The sequence below is a fragment of the Aeromonas sp. 1805 genome, assembly GCF_013085525.1.
Classification (GTDB): Bacteria; Pseudomonadota; Gammaproteobacteria; order Enterobacterales; family Aeromonadaceae; genus Aeromonas; species Aeromonas hydrophila.
This window is the reverse complement of the sequence record NZ_CP038515.1, coordinates 4,291,404-4,313,097: the sequence shown is the minus strand read 5'-3', so window position 1 is coordinate 4,313,097 and position 21,694 is coordinate 4,291,404. Positions and strand designations below refer to the sequence as shown.

General features: G+C 60.8%; 15 protein-coding genes, 1 tRNA gene and 1 pseudogene. 3 read left to right on the top strand and 14 right to left on the bottom strand.

All coding sequences use genetic code 11. The annotated features are described in order from the left end of the window. Nucleotides 1–4 precede the first annotated feature (4 nt). The 14 genes and pseudogenes from hypF to E5E96_RS19940 form a co-directional block, all read right to left on the bottom strand. A complete protein-coding gene (gene hypF / locus E5E96_RS20005; RefSeq protein WP_171282944.1) occupies nt 5–2,443 on the bottom strand; it encodes a carbamoyltransferase HypF in 2,439 nt (812 codons plus the stop codon). Then, nucleotides 2,440–4,323 (bottom strand): selenocysteine-specific translation elongation factor, encoded by a 1,884-nt coding sequence (gene selB, locus E5E96_RS20000; RefSeq protein WP_171282943.1) that lies wholly within the window; start codon nt 4,321–4,323, stop codon nt 2,440–2,442. The genes hypF and selB overlap by 4 nt, the downstream gene beginning before the upstream one ends. A 4-nt stretch (nt 4,324–4,327) precedes the next feature. Beyond that, the gene (gene selA, locus E5E96_RS19995; protein ID WP_171282942.1) at nt 4,328–5,764 is read right to left on the bottom strand and encodes an L-seryl-tRNA(Sec) selenium transferase; all 1,437 of its coding nucleotides are present in this window, start codon (nt 5,762–5,764) and stop codon (nt 4,328–4,330) included. A 269-nt stretch (nt 5,765–6,033) separates the two neighbouring features. Continuing rightward, a tRNA-Sec gene (locus tag E5E96_RS19990) sits at nt 6,034–6,125 on the bottom strand. Nucleotides 6,126–6,318: 193 nt separating this feature from the next. Beyond that, a pseudogene (hycI, locus tag E5E96_RS19985) lies at nt 6,319–6,827 on the bottom strand (hydrogenase maturation peptidase HycI). Then, on the bottom strand, nt 6,827–7,240 hold the full coding sequence (locus E5E96_RS19980) for a formate hydrogenlyase maturation HycH family protein (RefSeq protein WP_065477159.1): 414 nt from the start codon (nt 7,238–7,240) through the stop codon (nt 6,827–6,829). Before E5E96_RS19980 ends, hycI begins: the two are co-directional and overlap by 1 nt. Next, a complete protein-coding gene (locus tag E5E96_RS19975; RefSeq protein WP_171282941.1) occupies nt 7,233–8,048 on the bottom strand; it encodes an NADH-quinone oxidoreductase subunit B family protein in 816 nt (271 codons plus the stop codon). Before E5E96_RS19975 ends, E5E96_RS19980 begins: the two co-directional genes overlap by 8 nt. Beyond that, the gene (locus E5E96_RS19970) at nt 8,048–8,605 is read right to left on the bottom strand and encodes a formate hydrogenlyase complex iron-sulfur subunit (protein ID WP_101149562.1); all 558 of its coding nucleotides are present in this window, start codon (nt 8,603–8,605) and stop codon (nt 8,048–8,050) included. The genes E5E96_RS19975 and E5E96_RS19970 overlap by 1 nt, the downstream gene beginning before the upstream one ends. A 9-nt stretch (nt 8,606–8,614) precedes the next feature. Continuing rightward, the gene (locus tag E5E96_RS19965) at nt 8,615–10,333 is read right to left on the bottom strand and encodes an NADH-quinone oxidoreductase subunit C (protein WP_171282940.1); all 1,719 of its coding nucleotides are present in this window, start codon (nt 10,331–10,333) and stop codon (nt 8,615–8,617) included. A gap of 79 nt (nt 10,334–10,412) precedes the next feature. Continuing rightward, nucleotides 10,413–11,366: a respiratory chain complex I subunit 1 family protein gene (locus E5E96_RS19960; protein WP_171282939.1), complete on the bottom strand. Its 954-nt coding sequence runs from the start codon at nt 11,364–11,366 to the stop codon at nt 10,413–10,415. A 1-nt stretch (nt 11,367) separates the two neighbouring features. Then, nucleotides 11,368–13,251: a hydrogenase 4 subunit B gene (gene hyfB, locus E5E96_RS19955; RefSeq protein ID WP_171282938.1), complete on the bottom strand. Its 1,884-nt coding sequence runs from the start codon at nt 13,249–13,251 to the stop codon at nt 11,368–11,370. Next, entirely contained in the window at nt 13,251–13,916 is a 666-nt protein-coding gene (locus E5E96_RS19950) for a 4Fe-4S dicluster domain-containing protein (protein ID WP_171282937.1), read from the bottom strand. The genes hyfB and E5E96_RS19950 overlap by 1 nt, the downstream gene beginning before the upstream one ends. A 534-nt stretch (nt 13,917–14,450) precedes the next feature. After that, complete coding sequence (kup, locus tag E5E96_RS19945; protein WP_171282936.1) at nt 14,451–16,319, bottom strand: low affinity potassium transporter Kup; 1,869 nt, start codon at nt 16,317–16,319, stop codon at nt 14,451–14,453. A gap of 547 nt (nt 16,320–16,866) precedes the next feature. Then, nucleotides 16,867–17,619: a hypothetical protein gene (locus E5E96_RS19940; RefSeq protein WP_171282935.1), complete on the bottom strand. Its 753-nt coding sequence runs from the start codon at nt 17,617–17,619 to the stop codon at nt 16,867–16,869. A 660-nt stretch (nt 17,620–18,279) separates the two neighbouring features. Here E5E96_RS19940 and E5E96_RS19935 point away from each other — a divergent pair. The 3 genes from E5E96_RS19935 (at nt 18,280) to E5E96_RS19925 (ending at nt 21,550) form a co-directional block, all read left to right on the top strand. Continuing rightward, entirely contained in the window at nt 18,280–18,879 is a 600-nt protein-coding gene (locus tag E5E96_RS19935; protein ID WP_118881084.1) for a 4Fe-4S dicluster domain-containing protein, read from the top strand. Between the two features lie 46 nt (nt 18,880–18,925). Further along, nucleotides 18,926–21,070: a formate dehydrogenase subunit alpha gene (gene fdhF / locus E5E96_RS19930; RefSeq protein ID WP_171282934.1), complete on the top strand. Its 2,145-nt coding sequence runs from the start codon at nt 18,926–18,928 to the stop codon at nt 21,068–21,070. An 81-nt stretch (nt 21,071–21,151) separates the two neighbouring features. Beyond that, the gene (locus E5E96_RS19925) at nt 21,152–21,550 is read left to right on the top strand and encodes a hypothetical protein (protein WP_139389600.1); all 399 of its coding nucleotides are present in this window, start codon (nt 21,152–21,154) and stop codon (nt 21,548–21,550) included. The last annotated feature ends 144 nt before the right edge of the window (nt 21,551–21,694 follow it).

Here is a 21,694-nt window from a genome sequence, read left to right as displayed (position 1 = left end):
GATTTCAGGACTCCGACAAGGTGGCACAACCGGATGTGACAGGCTGATGCGTGGCAAGATGGTGGATGGCAAACCAGAGCTGACCGGCGGCGATGCCACCGTCATTGAGCGGCAGGGTTTCGCTGGTCAATACCTGCCGGCCAGCGGTTTCGAGAGCGGGCACCAGCTGGTCCATCAGCACCCGGTTTTGAAAGACGCCGCCCCCGAGCGCCACCGGATAGCCGGGGAAACGCTCGGCCAGGGCGATGACCAGATTGCTGATGGCGCGGATAAAACCGGCAGCCAGGCTGGCGGTGGAGGAGCCTTTGCGCCGCTCGCTGACAAGGGTATTGATGAGCTCTGCCCATTGGATCTGCAGCGGCCCTTCCGCTGATAGGCTGAGATCAAAGGCGAGGGGGAAGGGCACTTCATCGGGGGCCAGCTGCAAGGCAGTCGCCTCTAGCAAGAGTCCCGCTTCGCCCTCGTAATCCGGGGTATCGATCACCCCCAAGAGCGCCGCCACGGCATCGAACAGCCGGCCGATGGAACTGGTGTAAGGGGCGTTGCGACCCAGCTGCCAGAGCTGGTGCAGGTTGCTGATCCGCTTAAGGGGCAGTTGCTCGATCAACGGAATATCGAGGGCACTGATCTGCTCAGGACTGTGCGATTCAAACAGCAGCCCCAGCAGCTGGCGCGCCGGCTCGCGGATAGCCGCCTCGCCGCCGATCAGCTTGAAGGGGGTGAGGTGGGCAATCCGCTCGAAGCCCTTCACATCGGCCAGCAGCAGCTCGCCACCCCAGAGGGTACCGTCATCCCCAAGGCCGGTACCATCGAAGGCAACCCCCAGCACCGGGCCCGTGATGTCATGCTCCGCCATCACCCCCAGCAGGTGGGCGTGATGGTGCTGCACCTCGAGATGGGTTGCATTGTGATCGCGGCAATAGCTTTTGGCCCACTGGTGGCTGAGATAGCCAGGGTGGCGATCCGACACCAGCAGCTCTGGCTGGAGATCGTAGAGATCGCGAAAGGTCGCCAGGGTCTGCTCGAAATGGCCCTGCATCGGCAAACTGTGCAGATCGCCGATATAGGGGCTGTAGATGCGCTGGCGGCCGAAGGCGAGCGCCAGCTGGTTTTTCTGCTGCGCGCCGACCGCCAGCAGTGGCGCTTTGACCGCCTCTTGCAGGCTGGGGGTGCAGGGGGCATAACCCCGGGCTAGCCGCAACGTCTGGCGTCGCCCACCGGCCCACTGCACCAGACTGTCGTCGCAGGGGTGCAGGATGGGGCGGTTGTGATCCAGGATGCCGTCAATCTCGCTGCCGAGTTTCCTGACCACCGCCTCGCACTCGATAAGGATCGGGCTGCCGCGACCATTGGCGCTGGTGGCCACCAGCGGGATGGCGCAGGCGTCCAGCAGCAGCTGATGGAGCGGGGTATAGGGGAGCATGACGCCAAGGTAGGGGATGCCGGGGGCGATCCCCTCGGCCAGCGGCGCGGTTGTCAGTTGGGATTCTGAGAGCCGATCATCATTTTTGCGCTTGCGCAGCAAGGTGATGGGTCTGGCCTGAGAGGCGAGCAGCTTCCACTCGTCATCGCTGCCGGTGACATGCAGTTTGGCCTCGGCAAGGGAGCCCATCATCACCGCCAGCGGCTTGCGCGCGCGCCGTTTTAACTGGCGAAGCCGCGCCACGGTGGACTCACAGCGGGCATCACATATCAGGTGATAACCCCCCATGCCCTTGACCGCAATCAGCGCCCCCGCTTGCAGGGCGCTTGCAGCTGCTTGCAGGGCATCCTCGCGCTCGGCCAAGGCATCGCCACGGCCATTTCGCCAGCTGAGATGGGGCCCGCACTCGGGACAGCTCACCGGCTGGGCGTGGTAGCGTCTGTCCAGCGGGTTTTCATAGGCCGCCGCGCAGCGCGGGCACATGGCAAAGCCCGCCATGGCGGTGTGGGGTCTGTCATAGGGGAGGCGGCGGATGATGGTGTAGCGCGGACCGCAGTGGGTGCAGTTGGTAAAGGGGTAGCTATGGTGGCGATCTGCGGGGTTGGCCACGTCCGTGGCGCATGCCTCGCACATCCCCTGATCCGGCGAGATAGCGACCGTGGCGGCGCTCTGCTGCTGGCTCGCTTTAATTCGAAACTGGCCATGAAATTGGCCATCGAAGTCGGGATCATGAGCGAGGGGCAGTTCCCGCTCGCTGAAATGATCGATGCGGCTTAAGGGCGGTGCCAATTCCCGCAGTTCGCGGGCAAAGCTGGCCAGCTGCTCAGGTGATCCTTCGGCGCCAATGGTAACGCCGTTGGCATCGTTCAAGACATAACCGGCAAGGCCGTGGCGCAGGGCCAGCCCATAGACGAAGGGACGAAAGCCGACCCCCTGTACGATGCCGTCGATATGAAATTCACGGCGCAGCCGGCTGGCCACAGGATTGGAAGAGCCAGAGGGGGCGATGGTGGCGCTCATGCCGGCTCCATCTCATCTTGAGTGGCTGGCAGGCGCAGCACCCGGCGCTCGTTCTCCTCGCGCCGCACCCAGCCATCCATCTCCATGCGCAGGCAGAACGGAATGGCGTATTTACGCGACAAACCGGTGATCTCCTTGAGGGATGCCATGTCGATCAGATCTCCCACCTGCTGGCCCGCCAGCACGGCGGCGACCATCTGGTTGTAAAGGGCGGCGTCGTAGTAGATGGGGCCATCGAGCTGCACCAGATACTTGAGTCGCGCCAGATTGCGCAGCTGCTTTTGCAACGCGCCTTTTTGCAGCAGGCCCTGCTGCAGGGCCGCGGGCAGCTTGCGGGTGATAAAGGGATCCAGCTCCACGCCGCCGGGGCCCAGTTTACCGGGCTCGTACCCCTCCTTGCCTTGATCTCGCACCACCTTGAGCACCAGCTGCGCCTCTTCTCCCAAATCATCTTCCGACTCGCCGCTGCCCGGTTGCCACTTGTCATGGTGCAGGCGAATGAGCTGCTCGCTCTTGAGCTGCTGGAGCAGGGCTTGAGTGACCGGCAGAGCGATGCCAAAGCGGGTCGCCAGCTCGGCAGCGCTGAGCGGTTCGCTGGCCAGGGTGGCCAGCAGCTGGTCGCGACTTTGGGCCAGCCAGCAGCTATCCAGCAGCCAGTCAGCGAGGGGGGTGACCTGCTCGGGCCGCTGGTCAAAGCGGCTGGCCAGCACATAGCCGTTGAGCCCCAACTGCAGGGTGGCCGGGTTGTAGTGTTCCAAGTCATCAGGCAGCTCGCCCAGCAGGGTGTGCAGCGTCTTGCGTCTGGCGGGATGGATGTCGCCGCACCAGACGATGCGAGCGCCGTGCAGCAGTTCGCTGCTGCCGTGGCGAATGATGGCGAGCGGCTGACCGAAGAAGCAGGGGATGGGGCTGGCAAAGATCAGCCGCGCCAGCCGGGTGTCCTTGATGGGTACAAAACGGGCGAGGCCATGCCAGCTGCCGAGGGCCACTTCGACCTCGCGGTTGCGCTGTTCCCGGATGCTGCCTCCGACCTCGCAGAGCCGCACGATAAGGTGGGTCGCCGCCTCGCACTGGCCGGCAGCGCTGGTGAGGCAGTTGCCGCGGGCCACCTCCTTGTGGGGCACCTTTTTCAGGCCCACCGCCACCCGGCAGACGGCGCCGATCTCGTCGACGCTCTGGTGATAGGCCTGCAGGGAGCGCACCTGCACTTCCCGATCGGCGGGGTAGAGGCGCAGCTTGTCCCCCACCTTGAGGCTGCCCTGTTGCAATGTGCCGGTAAGCACGGTGCCGGTGCCGTTGGCGGTAAAGACCCTGTCTACATACAGTCGCGGAGCGGCCTGCTCGCGGGCAGCGTGTGAGGCTGGCAGATCGGCAAGCTGGCGCACGATGGCGGCGTGCAGGGCGGCCATATTGGCGCCGGTTTTGGCGCTGACGCTGACGATGTCGGGCACCATGCCGCTCTCGTCCATCACCCGCTCCAGCAGGCTCTCTTCCAACAGCAAAAGCTCGTCGGGGGAGACCAGATCGCGCTTGTTGATGCAGACCAGCAGACGCGGCACCCCCATCGCCTTGAGCAGGCGCAGTTGATCGCCGGTCATCGGCATCCACCCCTCGTCGGCGGCAATCACCAGCAGCACCAGATCCAGACTCCAGAGCCCCGCCACCATGTTGCGGATATAGCGCTCGTGGCCGGGCACGTCGATGACGCCTATGGTGTTGCCCTGACCGTCGTCGAAGTGGGCAAAGCCGAGATCCTGGGTCATGCCGATGGCCTGTTCGTGGGCGCGGGCCGTGGTGATGCCGGTGAGAGCCTTGATAAGCAGGGTCTTGCCGTGATCCACGTGGCCGGCAAGACCGATAACGGCGCGATAGGGGGTCATGGGATCAGGGCTCCTCGGTCGCATTTGTTGCATTGAACGGGGTGGGCAGCAGCAACTCCCTGAGTTGGGCGATCAGCAGCGCCATCTCCGCTGGCAGCAGGGTCGCCATATTGAGCAGCACCTTCTGCTGGCGCACGGTGGCGATGACCGGCACCGGGAGTTCGCGCATGGCATCGAGCAGCTGCTGGGCCGGGCGCGGGTCGGTGCATTCAAGCGCAGGGGCCGGATAGAACTCGTCCGGCAGGGTGCCGCCGCCCACCACCAGCTGGGCGGGGACCGGCACAAAGCAGCCGGGCAGGGCGGCCATCAGCTGGGAGGCTCTCGCCTGCATGGCGGCCGGGTTGCTCAAGACTTGCTGGGCGATACCCTCGCCGATAGGGGATTTGTTGAGCTTGTGAATGAGCAGCCGTTCGAGCAGGGAGTGAATGATACGGCTTGAGCGGAAGGTGCGCATCATGGGGTGTTTTTCCAGCCGCTTGATGAGATCGCTGCGGCCGCTGATGATGCCCGCTTGCGGGCCGCCCAAGAGCTTGTCGCCGGAGTAGCAGACCAGATCCACCCCCGCCTTGATGTACTGGCGCACCGAGGTTTCGTCCGGTGCAAACTCTTCGGTGGTCAAGCCCGAGCCCTGATCCACCGCCAGCACTACCTGCTCGGGCAGAGCGCGGGCCAGCTCGCCGATGTCGGCAGATTCGGTAAAGCCGCGAATGGCGAAATTGGATCTGTGTACCATCAGCACCAGCGCGGTCTGATCGGTGATGGCATCCAGGTAATCCTTGGCGGTCGTGATATTGGTGGTGCCCACCTCCACCAGTTTGGCGCCGGAGAGGGCCAGAATGTCGGGTATGCGAAAGCCGCCGCCAATCTGGATCTGCTCGCCGCGCGAGACGATCACCTCGCGCCCCTTGGCCACCTCCTGCAGCAGCAAAAAGAGCGACGCGGCATTGTTGTTGACCACCAGCGAATCCTCGGCCTGGGTGAGGCAACGGAGCAGGGGGGCGATCAGCCCCTTGCGCCCGCCGCGCTTGCCGGTGGCTAGATCCAGCTCCAGATTGTTGTAACCGGTGTTGAGGTCGCGCACCTCGTCCCACAGATCGGCACTTAACGGCGAGCGCCCCAGATTGGTGTGCACCAGGGTGCCGGTGGCGTTGATCACCCGGGTCTGACGCTGGCGCAGCTGCTGCTGGCAGCGCTTGGCAATCAGCGCTTCAAGGCGTTCAGCGGTGACTCCGTGCTGGCGAAACGTCTCGCTCTGGCGCAGTTCGCTCAGGGTGTCGCGCACCGCCTGGGTTACCAGCGGGCGGCTCAGCGCCTCGATAAAACTGGCGAGAAAGGGTTGCTGCAGCAGCTGTTCCACTTGCGGCAATCGACGCTGGTTTGCTGGAGTCGCGGCATAAGAGGCGCTGGGGGCGAGGGAGGATACGTCAGACGGAGTTGGCATGGGATGACCCGGGCTGTGCGTGGGAGTGACATGCACGCCGCCTTGCCGGAGGAAGGCCGCTGCGACGCTGCTTATTTGCTGCTTTTCGCCATTCATGAATTAATTAAAAAGGCGAATGGATAAATTAATGTTCGAGCAGATAAATAAGGGTGTCGGAGCGCATTCAGATTATATTGGCAATGCGACAGGCGCCTTGTTAGAACAATATGTGAAACAGTCGCCAACCAGCCTGAAACATAATTGACGGTTTCTCTCCAATATATGAAATTTGGCGGAAGAGGCAGGAATCGAACCTGCCAAAGCCTTCTCGGCTCTCATCGGTTTTGAAGACCGAGGAGGCCACCAGACCCCATCAGCTTCCGCAATGGCCACCATTTTGTGGCAATTTTCTGTGACTGGCAACGCTTTTTTATGTTTAAAAATAGCGAATTGGCCGATTTTCTGAAAAATGTCCGCGCGTTGATTTATATCAATTTCATGGCAATTAGCCCGATGTTTTTAATTTAACATCGGGCGTTTATATATGCCTTTAGAGGGAGCGCAGACTGCTGTCGTTAACAAGCTGGCAAATAATCGGTGGCCGCATTGGTGATATTCCACTGGGCCAGCCGGTTTATTAACAACTCGCTATCTTTGGCCTCTTCCAGATGATCGTAGAGATAATCCATGGCGCGGCTCACTATCTCGGTCATCGGGAAGGAGAACGCCACGATGGCCGGTTGTACCCCGACAAAGATCACCTCGGGGACAAAGGTCTTGAGCTCGTCGATCAGGAAATTGAGCGGCATATTGTGGGTCGAGAAGATAAACATCTCGGCGATGGTCTCGGGGGGATCACCTGCAGGGTTCCCGCCTTCTCGCCGATCTCGGCGGCATCCACCAGCACCACCCGCTCCGGTTGCAGCTCCCGCACCTTGTAGACCACATTTTCCGGCGCGATGCCGCCGTCGATATGGATCCAGCCGGGCAGGGGGGCGGCCTGCAGCTTGTCGGCGAGATAGGGGCCGGCACCGTCGTCCCCCATCATGGCATTGCCCACGGTCAACACGAGATTGCAGCCCATCAGCGGCTCCTTACCATCAGGTACATATGGGGGTCGTTAAAGAGGGCGGTGAGCTGCTCCATAAAGGTATTGGTCCAGCCCAGCTCCTGCTCATCGAGCACGCCTTCGGCTTTGCGCAGTCGATCGAAGGCGCAGGCCAGCATATGGCAGTGCTCGCGATAGATGGTGATCTCGCCAAAGGTGAGAAACCCCTCCATCTTGCGGCGCGCTTCGCTCCCCTCTGGCAGCTTGGCTACCCAGTCGCGATAACCGGTCAGCGAGCAGACCAGGTCTGCTCGCAGGCAATCGACAATGCCGAGGTGGTGGCCGATGGCGAGGCTGTAGTACATCACCTCTTTGGCTTCCTCGGGGACGTCGAACTGCTCGTCGACGAACTTGCGCGAGAGGCGGTAGAAAAAAACCTCGTCAGCCATGCACCGCCTCTCCCTTGCCGGCCGCCCGGTTGAGGCAGGCGTTTGCGAGGTTGTTGACGATCTCCGAGAGGCGCGGATCGTCGTGCTGATCGAGGTAGCTCTGGATGCGCAGATCCACATCCTGCTGGGTTGCCCCTTCGAGCAGGGCCATAAACTCGTCGGCGATGATCCGCCCCTGCCGATAACCTGCCATGCGGCGCGCTTCGCGTTCGATCATCACCCGGATTTCGTTGGGGATGCCGGTGTGGCACAGTTCGACCCGCTCACCCGGTTGCACCTCGTGGCTGGTGGCTTTGAGTTTCTGCTCAAGCAGACCGAGCGCCACGGCAAAGCCGTAGATGGTAGCCGCCGGTGTCGGAGGGCAGCCCGGGATATAGACATCCACCGGCACGATCTTGTCGGTGCCGCCCCAGACGCAGTAGAGGTCGTGGAAGATGCCGCCGTCACAGCCGCAGGCGCCGTAGGCGATGCAGATCTTGGGATCGGGCGCTGCCTCGTAGGCGCGCAGGGCCGGCACCCGCATCGCCCGGGTCACCGCGCCGGTAAAGAGCAGGATGTCGGCGTGGCGGGGGGAGGCGACCACCTTGATGCCGAAACGCTCGGCATCAAACAGCGGGGTGATGGTGGCGAAGATCTCGATCTCGCAGGCGTTGCAGCCGCCGCAATCGACCCGGTAGACATAGGCCGAGCGGCGAATGTCCTTGAGCAGGGTCTTCTTGAGTTTGGTGATCTCGGGATCCTGTGCCAGCGGCACGGCGCGGGTATGGGCATGGCCGACAACCGGTTCTATGCCTTTGATCTTGCTCATCACATCCACTCCTGTTGTGCGGCCATCGGTGTGGCTATCGGTGTGATCAGGGCCGAGTCAGGCTGGCTCAGCATGCTCTGTTTTCGTTTGCAGTCGGGGCAGTGATGCAGCCGCTCCGGGGTCGCGAGCGGTGTGCCCGCTTGCTTGAGGGTGTCCTCCACCAGCGCCACCAGCTTGCTCGGGGCAAAGTAGGTGCCGCACAGGGTGCAGGGGGCCAGCGCGAAGCGGGCCTCCTCATAGAGATCCGCCTTGTTGGTCACCGCCAGCTCGAACTCGGGTGAGAGGGCGATGGCGCGGGTCGGGCAGACCTCCTCGCAGCGGCCGCAGAAGATGCAGCGCGCCATGGAGATCTCCCAGCGCCGTTCGCCGGTCTCCATGTCCACTTCCATCACCAGCGCGTTGGCCGGGCAGGCCTTGGTGCAGGCGGCGCAGGCGATGCACTGATCCGCCTGATATTTCGGTTTGCCGCGAAAATCCCGGTTCACCTCGTAAGGGGCGAAGGGGTACTTGGCGGTCGGGGTGCCAGCCTTGAGGATGGTCTTGAACAGCTTGATCATGATGACCCCTTATTTCAGCGGAGAGTGTTTGCGATCGATGCCGTAGCGCTCGATCTCCTTGTAGGAGACCACGGTGGATTTGCCCTTCTTGGGGTCGACCAGGGTGACCCGGTCGGTACAGGAGTAGCAGGGATCCAGACTGCCGATGATGAGCGGTGCATCCGCCACGGTATTGCCGCGCAGCATGTAGCGCAGAGCAGGCCAGTTGGCGTAGGTGGCGGCGCGGCAGCGCCAGCGGAACAGCTTCTGGTTGTCGCCAGTCATGCTCCAGTGCACGTTCTCGCCGCGCGGCGCTTCGGTAAAGCCCAGCGCAAACTTGCCCGGCTGGTAGGTGAACCCTTCGGTCAACAGCGGTCCTTCCGGCAGGTGCTCCAGGCCGAACTCAATCATGTCGAGGGAGTCGTAGAGCTCGTGGATGCGTACCAGCACCCGGGATTGCACATCGCAACCCGCCTTGGTCTGGATCTCCATCGGCAGCTCGCGGTAGCCGGCAAAGTCGTGGACCCGGCGCACGTCGCGCTTGAAGCCGCTCGCCCGCACCATGGGGCCGACGCAGCTGAAATCGCGGGCAATTTGCGGGTCGAGCTTGCCGATACCGATGAGGCGGGAGGAGATATTGGCGGTATCCAGCAGCATGGCCACCAGGGGTTTGAGCTCATCACGCAGTTCCCGCACCAGTTGGGCACCCTTGATGCGATCTTCCTTGAAGATGTCGCGGCGTACCCCGCCAATCAGGTTGAGGCCGTAGGTCTTGCGGGCGCCGGTCAGCAGCTCGGCCAGGGTCATGGATTTCTCCCGCACCCGGAAGAACTGCATGAAGCCGGTGTCGAAACCGGTGAAGTGGCTCGACAGGCCGATGTTGAGGATATGGCTGTGCAGGCGCTCCACCTCCAGCAGCACGGCGCGGATCATCTTGGCCCGCTCGGGTACCACAATACCCATGGCGTTCTCCACCGAGGTGGTGTAGGCGACGCTGTGGGTAAAGCCGCAGATGCCGCAGACCCGGTCGGTCAGAAACGCCACTTCGTTGTAGCCCATCCGGGTTTCCGCCAGCTTCTCCATGCCGCGATGGACATAGAAGAGGCGATAGTCGGCATCGATGATGTCTTCGCCATCGACGAACAGACGAAAGTGGCCCGGTTCATCCGAGGTGATGTGCAGCGGGCCGACCGGCACGATGCGGTTGGCATCACTGCCGAGCTCGTTGACGAAGGGGTAGGTCTCGGTGTCGGTGGTGGGCATCGGGCGCTGGCGATAATCCATGGCGTCCTTGCGTAGCGGGTGGATATCCTCCGGCCAGTCGTCCGGCAACACCAGACGGCGTTCGTCTGGCAGACCGATGGCACGCAGGCCGTACATGTCGCGGATCTCCCGCTCGCCCCACACCGCCGCCGGAATGGTCGGGGTGATGGAGGGGTACTCCTGGGTATCGGCATCCACCAGCACCTTGACGGTGATCCAGCACTTGGTGTCGCCCTCCATGGAGAAGACGTGGTAGACCGCGAAGTGGCCGTTGAGGCTGCGCTCGTCATTGGCAAAGGAGAGCGGAAGCCAGCCCCCCAGCTGATGGAAGATCAGGCTGGCCGTTTCGACCAGACTGGTGGGCTTGACGGTAATGGTGGCCTGATCGGCGGTTTGCCACTCCTCGTCGACGATGGCGTGGGGCAGTTGGGCTCGCACCTGCTGGATGTAGTCGCAGCCGATGCGATCCGAAATGGCGATGGTCATGCAGTTCTCACTTTATGTTCGGGAATGAGCATTCACAAAAGGTGAAATCGAGAAAAATGGCTGTGCTGGCGGGCATGGCTCAGATCCCGACCAGATAGGCGAGCAGCGCCAGCAGGGCCAGCCCCAAGGCGTAGCGGGTGAGCTTGTGGGTGCGCACGAACTGGGTACGGGCCATGGCGTTTTCGATGATGCCAGCCAGCAAAAAGGCCACCAGCAGCTTGCAGGCGAGGATCAGCGCCGCGCCGATCAGTGCAGGCAGACTCCAGTTGGCCGCCTTGCCGAAGGGGAGGAAAATCACCAGAAAGAGCTGTACTACCACCAGTTGCTTGAGGCCCATGCTGAGCTTGAGCAGTGCCAGGCCCGCACCGGAATACTCGGTGAGCGGCCCTTCCTGCAGCTCCTGCTCGGCTTCGGCGCAGTCAAAGGGCAGCTTGCCCATCTCGACAAACACTGCGAAGGCACAGGCGGCGCCGGCCAGCAGGGTGGCAATCGGCGCGGCCAGCGGCTGGGTCGCCACATAGCTGCTGATGTTGCCCAGATCCGAGCTGCCCACCATCATCGCCATGATGAAGCAGGCGAGCACCAGAATGGGCTCCACCAGAATGCCGAGGGTCAGTTCGCGGCGGGCGCCGATCCCTGCAAACATGCTGCCGCTGTCGAGCCCCGCCAAAGAGAAGAAGAAGCGGAAGATGGCGAACAGATAGATGTCGGTGATGAGATCCCCGGCGATGGGGAAGGGGGACTCGTGAGTCAGGGTCGGCAGTGCCATCGCCACCAGCAAGAGGGCGGCGATCAGCAGCGCAGGCATCAGGTTGAAGATGATGCCGGCAGGCTCCGGGGTCACCTCCTGGCGGCGCAGGAGCTTGGCGATATCCCGGTAATCCTGCAGCAGGCCCGGCCCTTGGCGGGAGTGCATCTTGGCCCGCAGCACCCGGTTGAAACCGGTGGCGAGTGGCGCCAGCGCCAGCATGGCGATGGCCTGGGTCAGGGCGAGGGCAACCATGCCCCAGCTTGGCATTTCAAGAACAGGCATATCAGACTCCTACAGCCATCAGGATAAAGAGCGCCAGTACCACGCCATTTAATAAAGAGAGCAGCAGCCTGCCGGTGTTGCCGCTGGCATCGCTCACCCCGTGCAGGGCAGTGGCCAGATCGAGCTGCGGCTGCTTGCGATAGAGCGGCGCGCAGAGTTGGCGCAAGGTGTGGGTGACACCGCCAGAGGTGAGGCTCATGCGCTCCTCATAGGCGTAACCACAAGCCCACGGGGTGCCAGCGTGACGACGACCCAGCTTGGGCCCCTTGAAGATGACCAGTACCAGCAGCGGAATCAGGAACAGCCCCAGCAAGGTAATGGCGATAACGGGCGGGGAGAGGATCGCCTGGCTGCTATCGAGCGGCAGCAGGGTAGCGCCAGTGGCGACACTCATCTGGCTGGCAACGAGTGCCTGACCATAGCTGGCGATATGGGGGGCAATCCAGGGGGCGCCCAGACCCAGCACCAGACAGACCGCAGCCAGCAGCAGGGTGCCTGCCACCATGGTGCCCGGCACTTCGCGGGCGTGGCTCGCTTTCTCGCTGCGCGGGGCACCGCAGAAGCAGATGCCGTACACCTTGACGAAACACATCACCGCCATGGCGCCGGTTACCGCCAGCATCACTACCGCGAGCGGCGCGACAACGGAGGTGCCGAGTTTGGTCATGGAGAGCAGCGACTGATAGATAAACCACTCGCTGACAAAGCCGTTCAGCGGCGGCAGCGCCGAGATGGCCATGGCACCGATGAGGAACGCCAGCGCAGTCCAGGGCATCAGCTTGGCCAGCCCCCCCATCTTGTCCATGTCGCGGGTGTGCAGGCGGAACATCACAGAGCCGGTACCCATAAAGAGCAGGCTCTTGAAGATGGCGTGGTTGAGCAGGTGATAAAGCGCGCCGAGCAGCCCCAGCACCACCAGTGCCGGTTGCTGGTTGGCGATGCCGATCATGCCGATCCCCATCCCCATCAGAATGATGCCGATGTTCTCCACCGTGTGGTAGGCGAGCAGCCGCTTGAGGTCATGCTCGGCCAGCGCAAACAGCACCCCGAGCACTGCCGAGCAGGCACCGAAGATCAGCACCACATAGCCCCACCAGAGCTGGCTGGCGCCGAGAAAATCGATACTGACCCGCAAGATGCCAAAGAGACCCAGCTTCACCATCACGCCGGACATCAGCGCCGAGATATGGGACGGCGCAACGGGCTCGGCCACCGGCAGCCAGCCGTGCAGCGGCACGAAACCGGCGCGCAGGCCAAAGCCGCAGAAGCTGAGCAGAAACACCAGAGAGGCCAGTGCGCCCGCCAGATGGTGCTCGCGCAGCGCGGCGAACTCCAGCGAGCCGCTTTCGCGGCAGAGCAGCCAGAAGGCGACCAGCACCAGCGCCATGCCGATATGGTTCATCACCAAGTAGAGACGGCTCTGTTTGGCGGCATCCGGGTTGGTTTTGACCAGCCAGTAGGTAGTGAGGGTCACCAGCTCGTAGCAGAGCAGAAAGCCCAGTGCATTGTCGGCTAGCACCATGCCCACCATGGCGAACAGGAAGAGGTTCATCAAGGCGCCGATGGCCACATCCCCCTTGCCCTGATATTCGCGGATATAGGCAAAGGAGTAGAGGGCAACGGCGACGCCGACGGTGCTGATGACCAGCAGCATCAGCGCGGAGAGCATATCGAGGTGCACCGAGCCCAGCAGCCAGAGCTGGCCGTCGACGGGGGTGCCTTGAGCAAAGATCTGGATGGCGGCAACCAGGCCTGCGAGCGAGCCCAGCAGGGCAAAGCCACTGTTGAGGCGGTTGGCCAGTGCGGGCAGCTTTTGCAGCAGCAAACCGGCGGCAGAGCCCAGCAAAAAGAGCAGGAGCGTGGCCATAACAAGGGGGGACAACATCAGCACGCTCCCTCTGTGGTGGATAAATCGGATGCAGGGAGCGCCGTGGCAGGCGCCGAGAAGGCAGAGGCCCCCTGCGGGTTGGTGTCGGCCGCTTGCTGGCGACGGATACGGGCGGCGCGTTCGGTGTCGCCGTCATTGACCAGTTTCAGCGCCTGGGAGGGGCAGGCACCGACACAGGCCGGGCCATCGGTGCGAAATTCGCACAGGTCACACTTGACCGCGATGCTGCGCACGCCCGGCTCCCAGCTCAGCAGATCCTCGCCAAAGCAGCGCAGGCCGGCGGAGGTGGAGGGGTTGCTGGAGCGGATGGAGCAGGGGATATAGGTGTCGTAACTGGTGGCCACGGCCACCGGACGGCTGCCGCCGCTCTGGATGGCACCGAACGGACAGGCCACGGCGCAGAGGTTGCAGCCGATGCAGAGCGACTCGTTGAGTTGCACGCAATCGCCGGTCTGGCGAATTGCCTCGACCGGGCACACCTTGCTGCAGGGAGCATCGTCACAGTGACGGCACTGAACCGGCATGGTCGCCTGCTCGTGTCGCATAACGGTTAAACGGGGGGCTTGTTGCAAACCTTGCGCCTTGTGTACCTCGCTGCAGGCCGCCATACAGGTGCCACAGCCGATACAAAGCTTGGGGTCAGCGATAACGAAGCGGTTCATAGCCTACCTTGTCGTGTCGCGAACGGAGAAAGTAGGGGCAGGTTGGCAAGATACGGGCCAGCTTGGTTTTGCCTGGCTGGATGAGTGTAAGTGTTTGTTTTTAAATGACGTTAAAAATAGCATCGACGGGTGTCGAGGCCTTGACCCACTGTCGAAGCGTGACGTTCGTCACTTGTGACGAAGGGTAGGAGAGGGTTCGTCACCCCCGCAAAACGGTATCAGCCTGGCTGAATGCGGGGTCGTGACAAGGGGCGAAAGGGCTACGGGTCTGCGCCAGGGCATCGGTGGTGTGCACCCTTCTCCCCTCGCGGGAGAAGGGCTGGGGATGAGGGGGAAAGTCAGCCATATGGTCGCGGTGCACGGCGCTGCGCTTGTTACACCCTACGGTGGGATGTCTGTGGGGGTCGCCGTGGTTTTGCTCCCTTCTCCCCTCGTGGGAGAAGGGCTGGGGATGAGGGGGCGGCCATCGGGATTAACGGTAAAAAGAGAGAGGGAGGCCAATGCCTCCCTCTCTCTTTAGCGCAACTCACGCCATCAGATATCCACCTGGGATCCCAGCTCGATGACCCGGTTGGGCGGGATCTCGAACTGATCCGGTGCGCGCAGGGCGTTGCGCTGCAGCAGCATAAAGAGCTTGCCGCGCAGGTAGAGATACCAGGGCCGCTCCTTCATGATCAGCGACTCGTGGGCCATGAAGAAGGAAGTCTCCATCATCCGGCAGCTCAGCCCCTCGGCGTTGCAGCGGTGGAAGATCTCCTCCACGTTGGGGGTCTCGCGCCAGCCGTAGCTTGCCACCACCCGCCAGAAGGTGGGGGAGAGCTGCTCGATGCAGACCCGGCGCACATTGTGGACGTAGGGCACCTCTTCCACCCGCAGGGTGAGCAGGATGATCCGCTCGTGCAGCACCTTGTTGTGCTTGAGGTTGTGCAGGAGCGCGTGGGGGATCACGTTGACCACCCGCGACATATAGACCGCAGTGCCGGCCACCCGGGTCGGCGGGGATTTTTCCAGCGAGGCGATCATCGGCTCCAGCGAGTTGCCGTGCTCGTTGAGGCGGCGAATAAGCTGAAAGCGCTCGCTCTTCCAGCTGGTCATCACGGTGAACATCACCGCCCCCAGGGTGAGCGGCAGCCAGCCGCCGGAGAAGATCTTGGCGAGGTTGGCGGCAAACAGCGGCACGTCGATGGCCAGCAGCGCGATAAACAGGGCGGCCACCAGGTACTTGTTCCAGTGCCAGCTGTGGCGGGCTACCGAGCAGGAGAGAATGGAGGTGAGCACCATGGTGCCGGTGACGGCGATGCCGTAGGCCGCCGCCAGATTGCTGGAGTGCTCGAAGCTCATGATGACGATCACCACCGAGATATAGAGCATCCAGTTGATGACCGGGATATAGATCTGGCCGGACTCCTGCTCGGAGGTGTGCACGATGCGGATGGGTGAGAGATAACCGAGGCGCACCGCCTGCCGGGTGAGCGAGAAGACCCCGGAGATCACGGCCTGCGAGGCGATCACCGTGGCCAGGGTCGCCAAGAGCAGCAATGGCAGCAACGCCCATTTCGGGGCAAGCAGGAAGAAGGGGTTGGTGATGGCCTCGGGATGGGCCAGCAGCAGCGCCCCCTGGCCGAAGTAGTTGAGCACCAAAGAGGGCAACACCACCATAAACCAGGCGCGCCGGATCGGGCTCTTGCCAAAGTGGCCCATGTCGGCGTAGAGCGCCTCTACCCCGGTGATGGCCAGTACCACGGCGCCGAGAGCAAAGAAGGAGGCGGTCTGGTACTTGGCAAAGAAGCGCACCGCCCAGACGGGGTTGAGCGCCCCCAGCACCTCAGGGTGCTGGAAGATGCTGTTGAGGCCCAGCACCGCCAGGGTGATGAACCAGATGAGCATGATGGGGGCGAACAGCTTGCCCACGGTGGCGGTGCCGTGTTTCTGGATGGCGAACAACAGGGTGAGCACCAGCACCGAGAGCGGCACTATATAAGGGTCGAGGGAGGGGGCGGCGATGTTCAAGCCCTCGATGGCCGACATCACCGACATGGCCGGGGTGATCACCACCTCGCCATAGAAGAAGCTGCCGCCAATGAGCCCCAGGATGATCAGCAAGGGGGTCCACTTGGCCGGGGTGTTGCGGGTGGCCAGTGACATCAGGGTGAGGATGCCCCCTTCGCCGGCGTTGTCGGCCCGCATCACGAAGGAGAGATACTTGACCGAGACCACCAGGATCAGCAGCCAGAAGATCAGTGAAAGAAAGCCCAGGATGGAGGCGGGCTCCACCCCGAAACCGAACTGGCCGGAGAGGCACTCGCGCAGGGTATAGAGCGGGCTGGTGCCGATGTCGCCATAGACCACGCCGATCGCCGCCAGCGTAACGCCGGACAGGGCTTGTTTGTGATTACCGTTCATGAAGTTGTCTGTCAGTTTGATGGTGACGATTGGCCAGCACGGGCCGCCCCCGTCTATCGGGCGTGCGGCAGGTGCCGCAGGAACGCATTAATGGATTGCGATGGGAAAGGGAGCTAACTGGATATAAAGAGGCTCATCATGGGACACAGTCTGTTCATCTGCCGTTAAGGGTATAATGACACACCCGTCGTGGGTTTATGCTCAGGTATAAATAATCAAAAAGGGGTGGCTAACGAAATTATTAATTGGCCATTGATTGAAATACCCCGCCCACACCCTGGCAAGTGATTGTTTTAGCTGGCTATCCATTTTTGCCAGCGTTTTGCATCAAGCTGGCTAAGAAATAAACGATAAAATGCTGACCAATAAAGAGGGGCTCTGGCAGTAAAAGAGAGGGGGTAAGGCTGCGATGGAGTCTTTATTTATCAAGAGACAGCAAGTAGGGTGCAATGAACGAAGTGAATTTCACTGTTAATATTGGAAAATGCAAGAGGTGCAATGCGCTGCGCTTATTACACCCTACGGTTCGAATTATACTCAACCTATATTAATATTTTTCATAATTTTCGCTAGCACAGCCATCTTTATATTCGCAGCTCGGGCAAAGCTCAGCTTCCTCTCCAAATTGGCATGAGGAGAAAATATAGGGTTCATGACACCATTTGCAATCTAAAACTTGTTCTTCATGACCGCACACCAAGCATTTTTCGTAATCGACACTGAAAGTATCATTATGGCAAGATGTGCATTTGATGGAGTATAGGTCTTCAGTTTCTATTTTGTTGTTTGCTTTTTGTAACAACTGGTAATAAAACTCAGTGTATTGAAATAGAACGTACCAACTTTTATTTTTTAGGTGGGTAGTTTTCCAGTCAAGAGAAAGGTGCTCTTCAGAAAATTTAAAAATAAAAGATAACACCTGGCCGACTAATGCTTTTGCTTCATTTTCAGAGATAGAGAATTCGTAATGCTCTATTTCATTGCGCTTGTTCCTTGCTGTATTGATGGCACTTTCATCTTCTTTGGAAAAATTTATGCCGCCAATACTTTTAAGCCTCTTAAAAGCCTTTTCAGCACCTACAGTAAACGCATCATTAGATGGATATTTATCTATGTTGTCAAAGACAAAGGCAGGATGAATTTGTCGTAGTTTTTCCTTAAAGAGCAACTCCACGACATGAGAAAAATCAACAATTATTCTTTTCCAGTCACCGACACTATTCTGATCAATAGGACCCATGTGTTTAATCGCATGTTCCAATGAATCATTGGCATTTTCTATTAGATTAAACTTATGCATATTTTAAATCCAAAGTTGATCGGGCAGGTCTTGTGTTTTTGACACTATGCGGTGTGCATAGCAAGCTCTATGAAAACGAGTCCAACGGAGCTGGTTACGAAGTGAGCCATAGTAACTAGACAGATGAGAAATTAAAGGAGCAGGGGGCTAAAACCGGCTCTAGCTCAACAAATAAGTCAACAAGCGGCCTATCTTCTTCGGCTTTGTTTGACGATGCCTTGGTAACTCGACAAAAAAGTCCAAACAACTTGCCTACGCTGCAAACAGCTTTTACGTGCTACGCATCCCATTTTTGGCCCTTGGTATGGCTTTTCCCCCGGATATTGTCCCACCGCTTATCAGGTTTATGGCGGCCGATCCTTGCTCCAAACGCCTTTGAACGGCTCCGTTACTCGGCTGGAGCAGGGCCTTGTCAGCCAGTGTCGACCTCGTCACTTTTGTCATGTCGAGCAGGGAGCTGGCCCCTTCGTCACCCTCGTCAGTTACGGCTAATACCGTCTTCACCATCCATATTACCCCTTTATTTTCATTGGCTTGTGATTTTATGACGGCCATCTGCCGGTGTTGGTCTGATAAATGCTTTGTGGGGGCAGACCGTGTTGTCGCCTGCCAGGTGGGTGAGGGCGGTCGGGTGTAACGAACCATTTAGGATCCCTCTCTATGAACAGCTTCGTGATTGCAGATCCCAGTCTCTGTATTGGGTGTCGTACCTGTGAGGTGGCCTGCGCCGTTTCACACCAGTCAGGGTCCTGCAGCGGGACCCTTGAGCGGGAGGGCGGTCTGCATCTTGCCATCGAGGATGGACATCTGGTCTCCAAGGACAGCCATTTTCAGCCGCGCCTGAAAGTGATCGTGGGCAGCAAGGTGACCACGCCGGTGCTCTGCCGCCAGTGTGAAGACAAGCCGTGCGCCATGGCCTGCCCCAACAACGCCATCGTCACCGAGGATGGCTGCGTCAAGGTGCTGCAGGCGCGCTGCATCGGCTGCAAGTCCTGCGTGGTGGCCTGTCCTTACGGCGCCATGGCGGTGGTGGTGAAAGAGGTGGCCCCCACGGCGGATTCGCTCTTCAAGCAGCCGCAGACCAAGGCGCAGGCGCTCAAGTGCGATCTCTGCCAGCACCGCGAGGCGGGCCCGGCCTGTGTCGAGGTGTGCCCGACCCAGGCGCTGCGGCTGGTCACGCCGGCGCATCTTGATACCCTGAACCGGCAGAAACAGCTGGCCAGTGCCGAGGCCCTGCTGGCGATGCCGGCGCGGGTGTGAGCGGGCTTGCCGAGCCGTTTTTCGTTAACAAACAAGAGTGTGAGTCATGAAAAAAGTCATTACCGTGTGCCCCTATTGCGGCACCGGTTGCAAAATCAACCTGCTGGTTGAAAACGACAAGGTGGTGGGGGCCGAAGGCGCCAACGGCCGGACCAACGAGGGGCAGCTCTGCCTCAAGGGCTATTACGGTTGGGATTTCTTGAACGACACCAACCTGCTGACCCCCCGTCTCAAGAGCCCGATGATCCGCCGCGAGCGCGGTGGCAAGCTCGAAGCCGTCTCCTGGGACGAAGCGATCGAGTTCGCCAGCAGTCGCCTCTCTGCCATCAAGGCGAAATATGGCCCGGACGCCATCATGACCACCGGCTCTGCCCGTGGCCCCGGCAATGAAGCCAACTATGTGATGCAAAAATTTGCCCGCGCTGTGCTGGGGACGAACAACGTCGATCACTGCGCGAGGGTGTGACACGCACCCTCAGTCTCCGGTCTGGAGACAACAGTAGGCAACGGCGCCATGAGCAACGCCATTCCCGAAATTCAAGAGACCAAGTGCCTGCTGGTGTTTGGTTACAACGCTGCTGACTCTCACCCCATCGTCGCCCGCCATATCCTCAAGGCGAAGGCAAACGGGGCCAAGGTAATAGTGTGTGATCCCCGCATGGTGGAGACCGCCCGCATCGCCGATCAGTGGCTGCCGCTCAAAAACGGTTCCAATATGGCGCTGGTCAACGCCTTCGCCAACGTCTTGATCAATGAAGGGCTCTACAACAAAGAGTTCGTCGCCAACTACACCGAAGGGTTCGACACCTTCAAGGCCACGGTCGCCAAGTACACCCCGGAATACGTGGAGGGGATAACTGGCCTCAAAGCCGCCGATATCCGCGCCGCCATTCGCACCTATGCCGCATCGCCTGCTTCCATGATCCTGTGGGGCATGGGGGTGACCCAGTACGGTCAGGCGGTGGACGTGGTCAAGGGGCTGGCGGGGATTGCGCTGCTGACCGGCAACTTCGGTCGCCGTGGCACCGGCTGCGGGCCGGTACGCGGTCAGAACAACGTGCAGGGCACCTGCGACATGGGGATGCTGCCGCACCAGTTCCCGGGTTATCAGTCGGTGGCCGATCCCGCCATCAGCGCCAAGTTTGCCAAGGCGTGGGGCGTGCCGTCTCTTTCCCAGAAACCCGGCTACCGGTTGACGGAGCTTGGCCACAAGGTGGAGGAGGGCAAGTGCAAGGCCTTCTACATCTTCGGGGAAGATCCGGCCCAGACCGAGGCCGATCTCGGTCAGTTCCGCCGTACCCTGGCGGGGATGGAGCTGGTGATCGTGCAGGATATCTTCATGACCCAGACTGCCGAGATGGCGGACGTCATTCTGCCCGCTACCAGTTGGGGCGAGCACGAGGGGGTCTACAGCTCGGCGGATCGCGGCTTCCAGCGCTTCTACAAGGCGGTGACGCCGCCGGACAACGTGAAGCCCGACTGGGCCATCTTCTCGCTGATGGCGACCGCCATGGGGTATCCCATGGAGTATCGCGACACCGAGCAGATCTGGGATGAGCTGCGCGGACTCTGCCCGCTCTACGCCGGGGTCAGCTATGACAAGATGGCCGATCTCAAGAGCGTGCAGTGGCCCTGTCCGACCGAGGATCACCCGGGCACCAGCACCCTGTTCGAGGGGAACGTGTTCACCACCCCGAGCGGCAAGGGTCAGCTGATTGCCTCCGAGTGGCGGCCGCCGCTGGAGCAGCCCTGTGCCGAGTACCCGCTGGTGCTCTCCACCGTGCGTGAAGTCGGCCACTACTCCTGCCGCTCCATGACCGGCAACTGCTCGGCGTTGCAAACCCTGGCCGATGAGCCGGGTTATGTGCAGATCCACCCGAGCGATGCCAAGAAGCTCGGGGTGAAGGATCAGGCGCTGGTCTGGATCTCGTCGCGCCGTGGCAAGGTGATCACCCGGGCCAACTACAACGACCGGGTCAACGCCGGGGTGGTCTACATGACCTACCAGTGGTGGATCGGGGCCTGCAACGAGCTCACCATCGAGCACGTGGACCCCGTCTCCTACACACCGGAGTACAAGTACTGCGCAGTGAAAATTGAGCGTATCGAGGATCAGCCAGGGGCGGAAGTGTACGTCCAGACTGAATACAGCGCGCTCAAGGCGAAATTGCGCAGCGCCGCCAAAGGGTAATCGTCGTTAATAAAGTGGATCCAGGCTCTGTATACAGGGCCCGGATCCGCTCATCCTTTTTTCAGCTGGCAGGTGTCCATCATGAAAAATGAATTAAATCTTTCGTTCGGGATCTTTTATGTCTCCGCTTATTTGCTGGTGATGTTGTTAGGGATTGGGTGTTTTCTATGGCACGACGAATTGATATTTCTGCTGGGGTTTGCCTTCTTCGGCTGTTTTATCGCCGCACGCATCGCCATGAGCGCCGTGCTGGCGGCATTGAGCGTGCAGGCGGCCTGGCTCATCGCCTTTCTCTCCACCACCCTGGTCAACTGCCTGCTGGCGGGTTTGCTGGGGCTCGGGGTCTATCTCACCCATCGGGTGGTGTCGGTGGAAATAGCTGACAATATCAGTGGGTTATTGCTGGGGCTTCAGCTCTTTTCCGCCGCCTTCATCTTCGGCGGGTTGAAGCTGCACAACTACCGGCTGCTCTCCTCATGAGCCTGCGACAGCGGCAACAGGGGCAGAGGATGGGCCAGTTGGCGGCGATATGCGGCGAATGACGGCGATAGTGACGTCATATTTGGGCGTGGCGGGAAATATCCGCTGACGGAGCTGTAATATGTGCCAGGGCCGGCTTGGTTG

Coding starts and splice junctions, on each gene's coding strand:
- E5E96_RS19935 (WP_118881084.1), top strand. CDS start 18,280: ATGAACAGCTTCGTGATTGCAGATCCCAGTCTCTGTATTGGGTGTCGT.
- selB (WP_171282943.1), bottom strand. CDS start 4,323: ATGACCCCCTATCGCGCCGTTATCGGTCTTGCCGGCCACGTGGATCAC.
- E5E96_RS19960 (WP_171282939.1), bottom strand. CDS start 11,366: ATGCCTGTTCTTGAAATGCCAAGCTGGGGCATGGTTGCCCTCGCCCTG.
- E5E96_RS19950 (WP_171282937.1), bottom strand. CDS start 13,916: ATGAACCGCTTCGTTATCGCTGACCCCAAGCTTTGTATCGGCTGTGGC.
- E5E96_RS19940 (WP_171282935.1), bottom strand. CDS start 17,619: ATGCATAAGTTTAATCTAATAGAAAATGCCAATGATTCATTGGAACAT.
- hyfB (WP_171282938.1), bottom strand. CDS start 13,251: ATGTTGTCCCCCCTTGTTATGGCCACGCTCCTGCTCTTTTTGCTGGGC.
- E5E96_RS19980 (WP_065477159.1), bottom strand. CDS start 7,240: ATGGCTGACGAGGTTTTTTTCTACCGCCTCTCGCGCAAGTTCGTCGAC.
- hypF (WP_171282944.1), bottom strand. CDS start 2,443: ATGAGCGCCACCATCGCCCCCTCTGGCTCTTCCAATCCTGTGGCCAGC.
- E5E96_RS19975 (WP_171282941.1), bottom strand. CDS start 8,048: ATGAGCAAGATCAAAGGCATAGAACCGGTTGTCGGCCATGCCCATACC.
- E5E96_RS19925 (WP_139389600.1), top strand. CDS start 21,152: ATGAAAAATGAATTAAATCTTTCGTTCGGGATCTTTTATGTCTCCGCT.
- E5E96_RS19970 (WP_101149562.1), bottom strand. CDS start 8,605: ATGATCAAGCTGTTCAAGACCATCCTCAAGGCTGGCACCCCGACCGCC.
- selA (WP_171282942.1), bottom strand. CDS start 5,764: ATGCCAACTCCGTCTGACGTATCCTCCCTCGCCCCCAGCGCCTCTTAT.
- E5E96_RS19965 (WP_171282940.1), bottom strand. CDS start 10,333: ATGACCATCGCCATTTCGGATCGCATCGGCTGCGACTACATCCAGCAG.
- kup (WP_171282936.1), bottom strand. CDS start 16,319: ATGAACGGTAATCACAAACAAGCCCTGTCCGGCGTTACGCTGGCGGCG.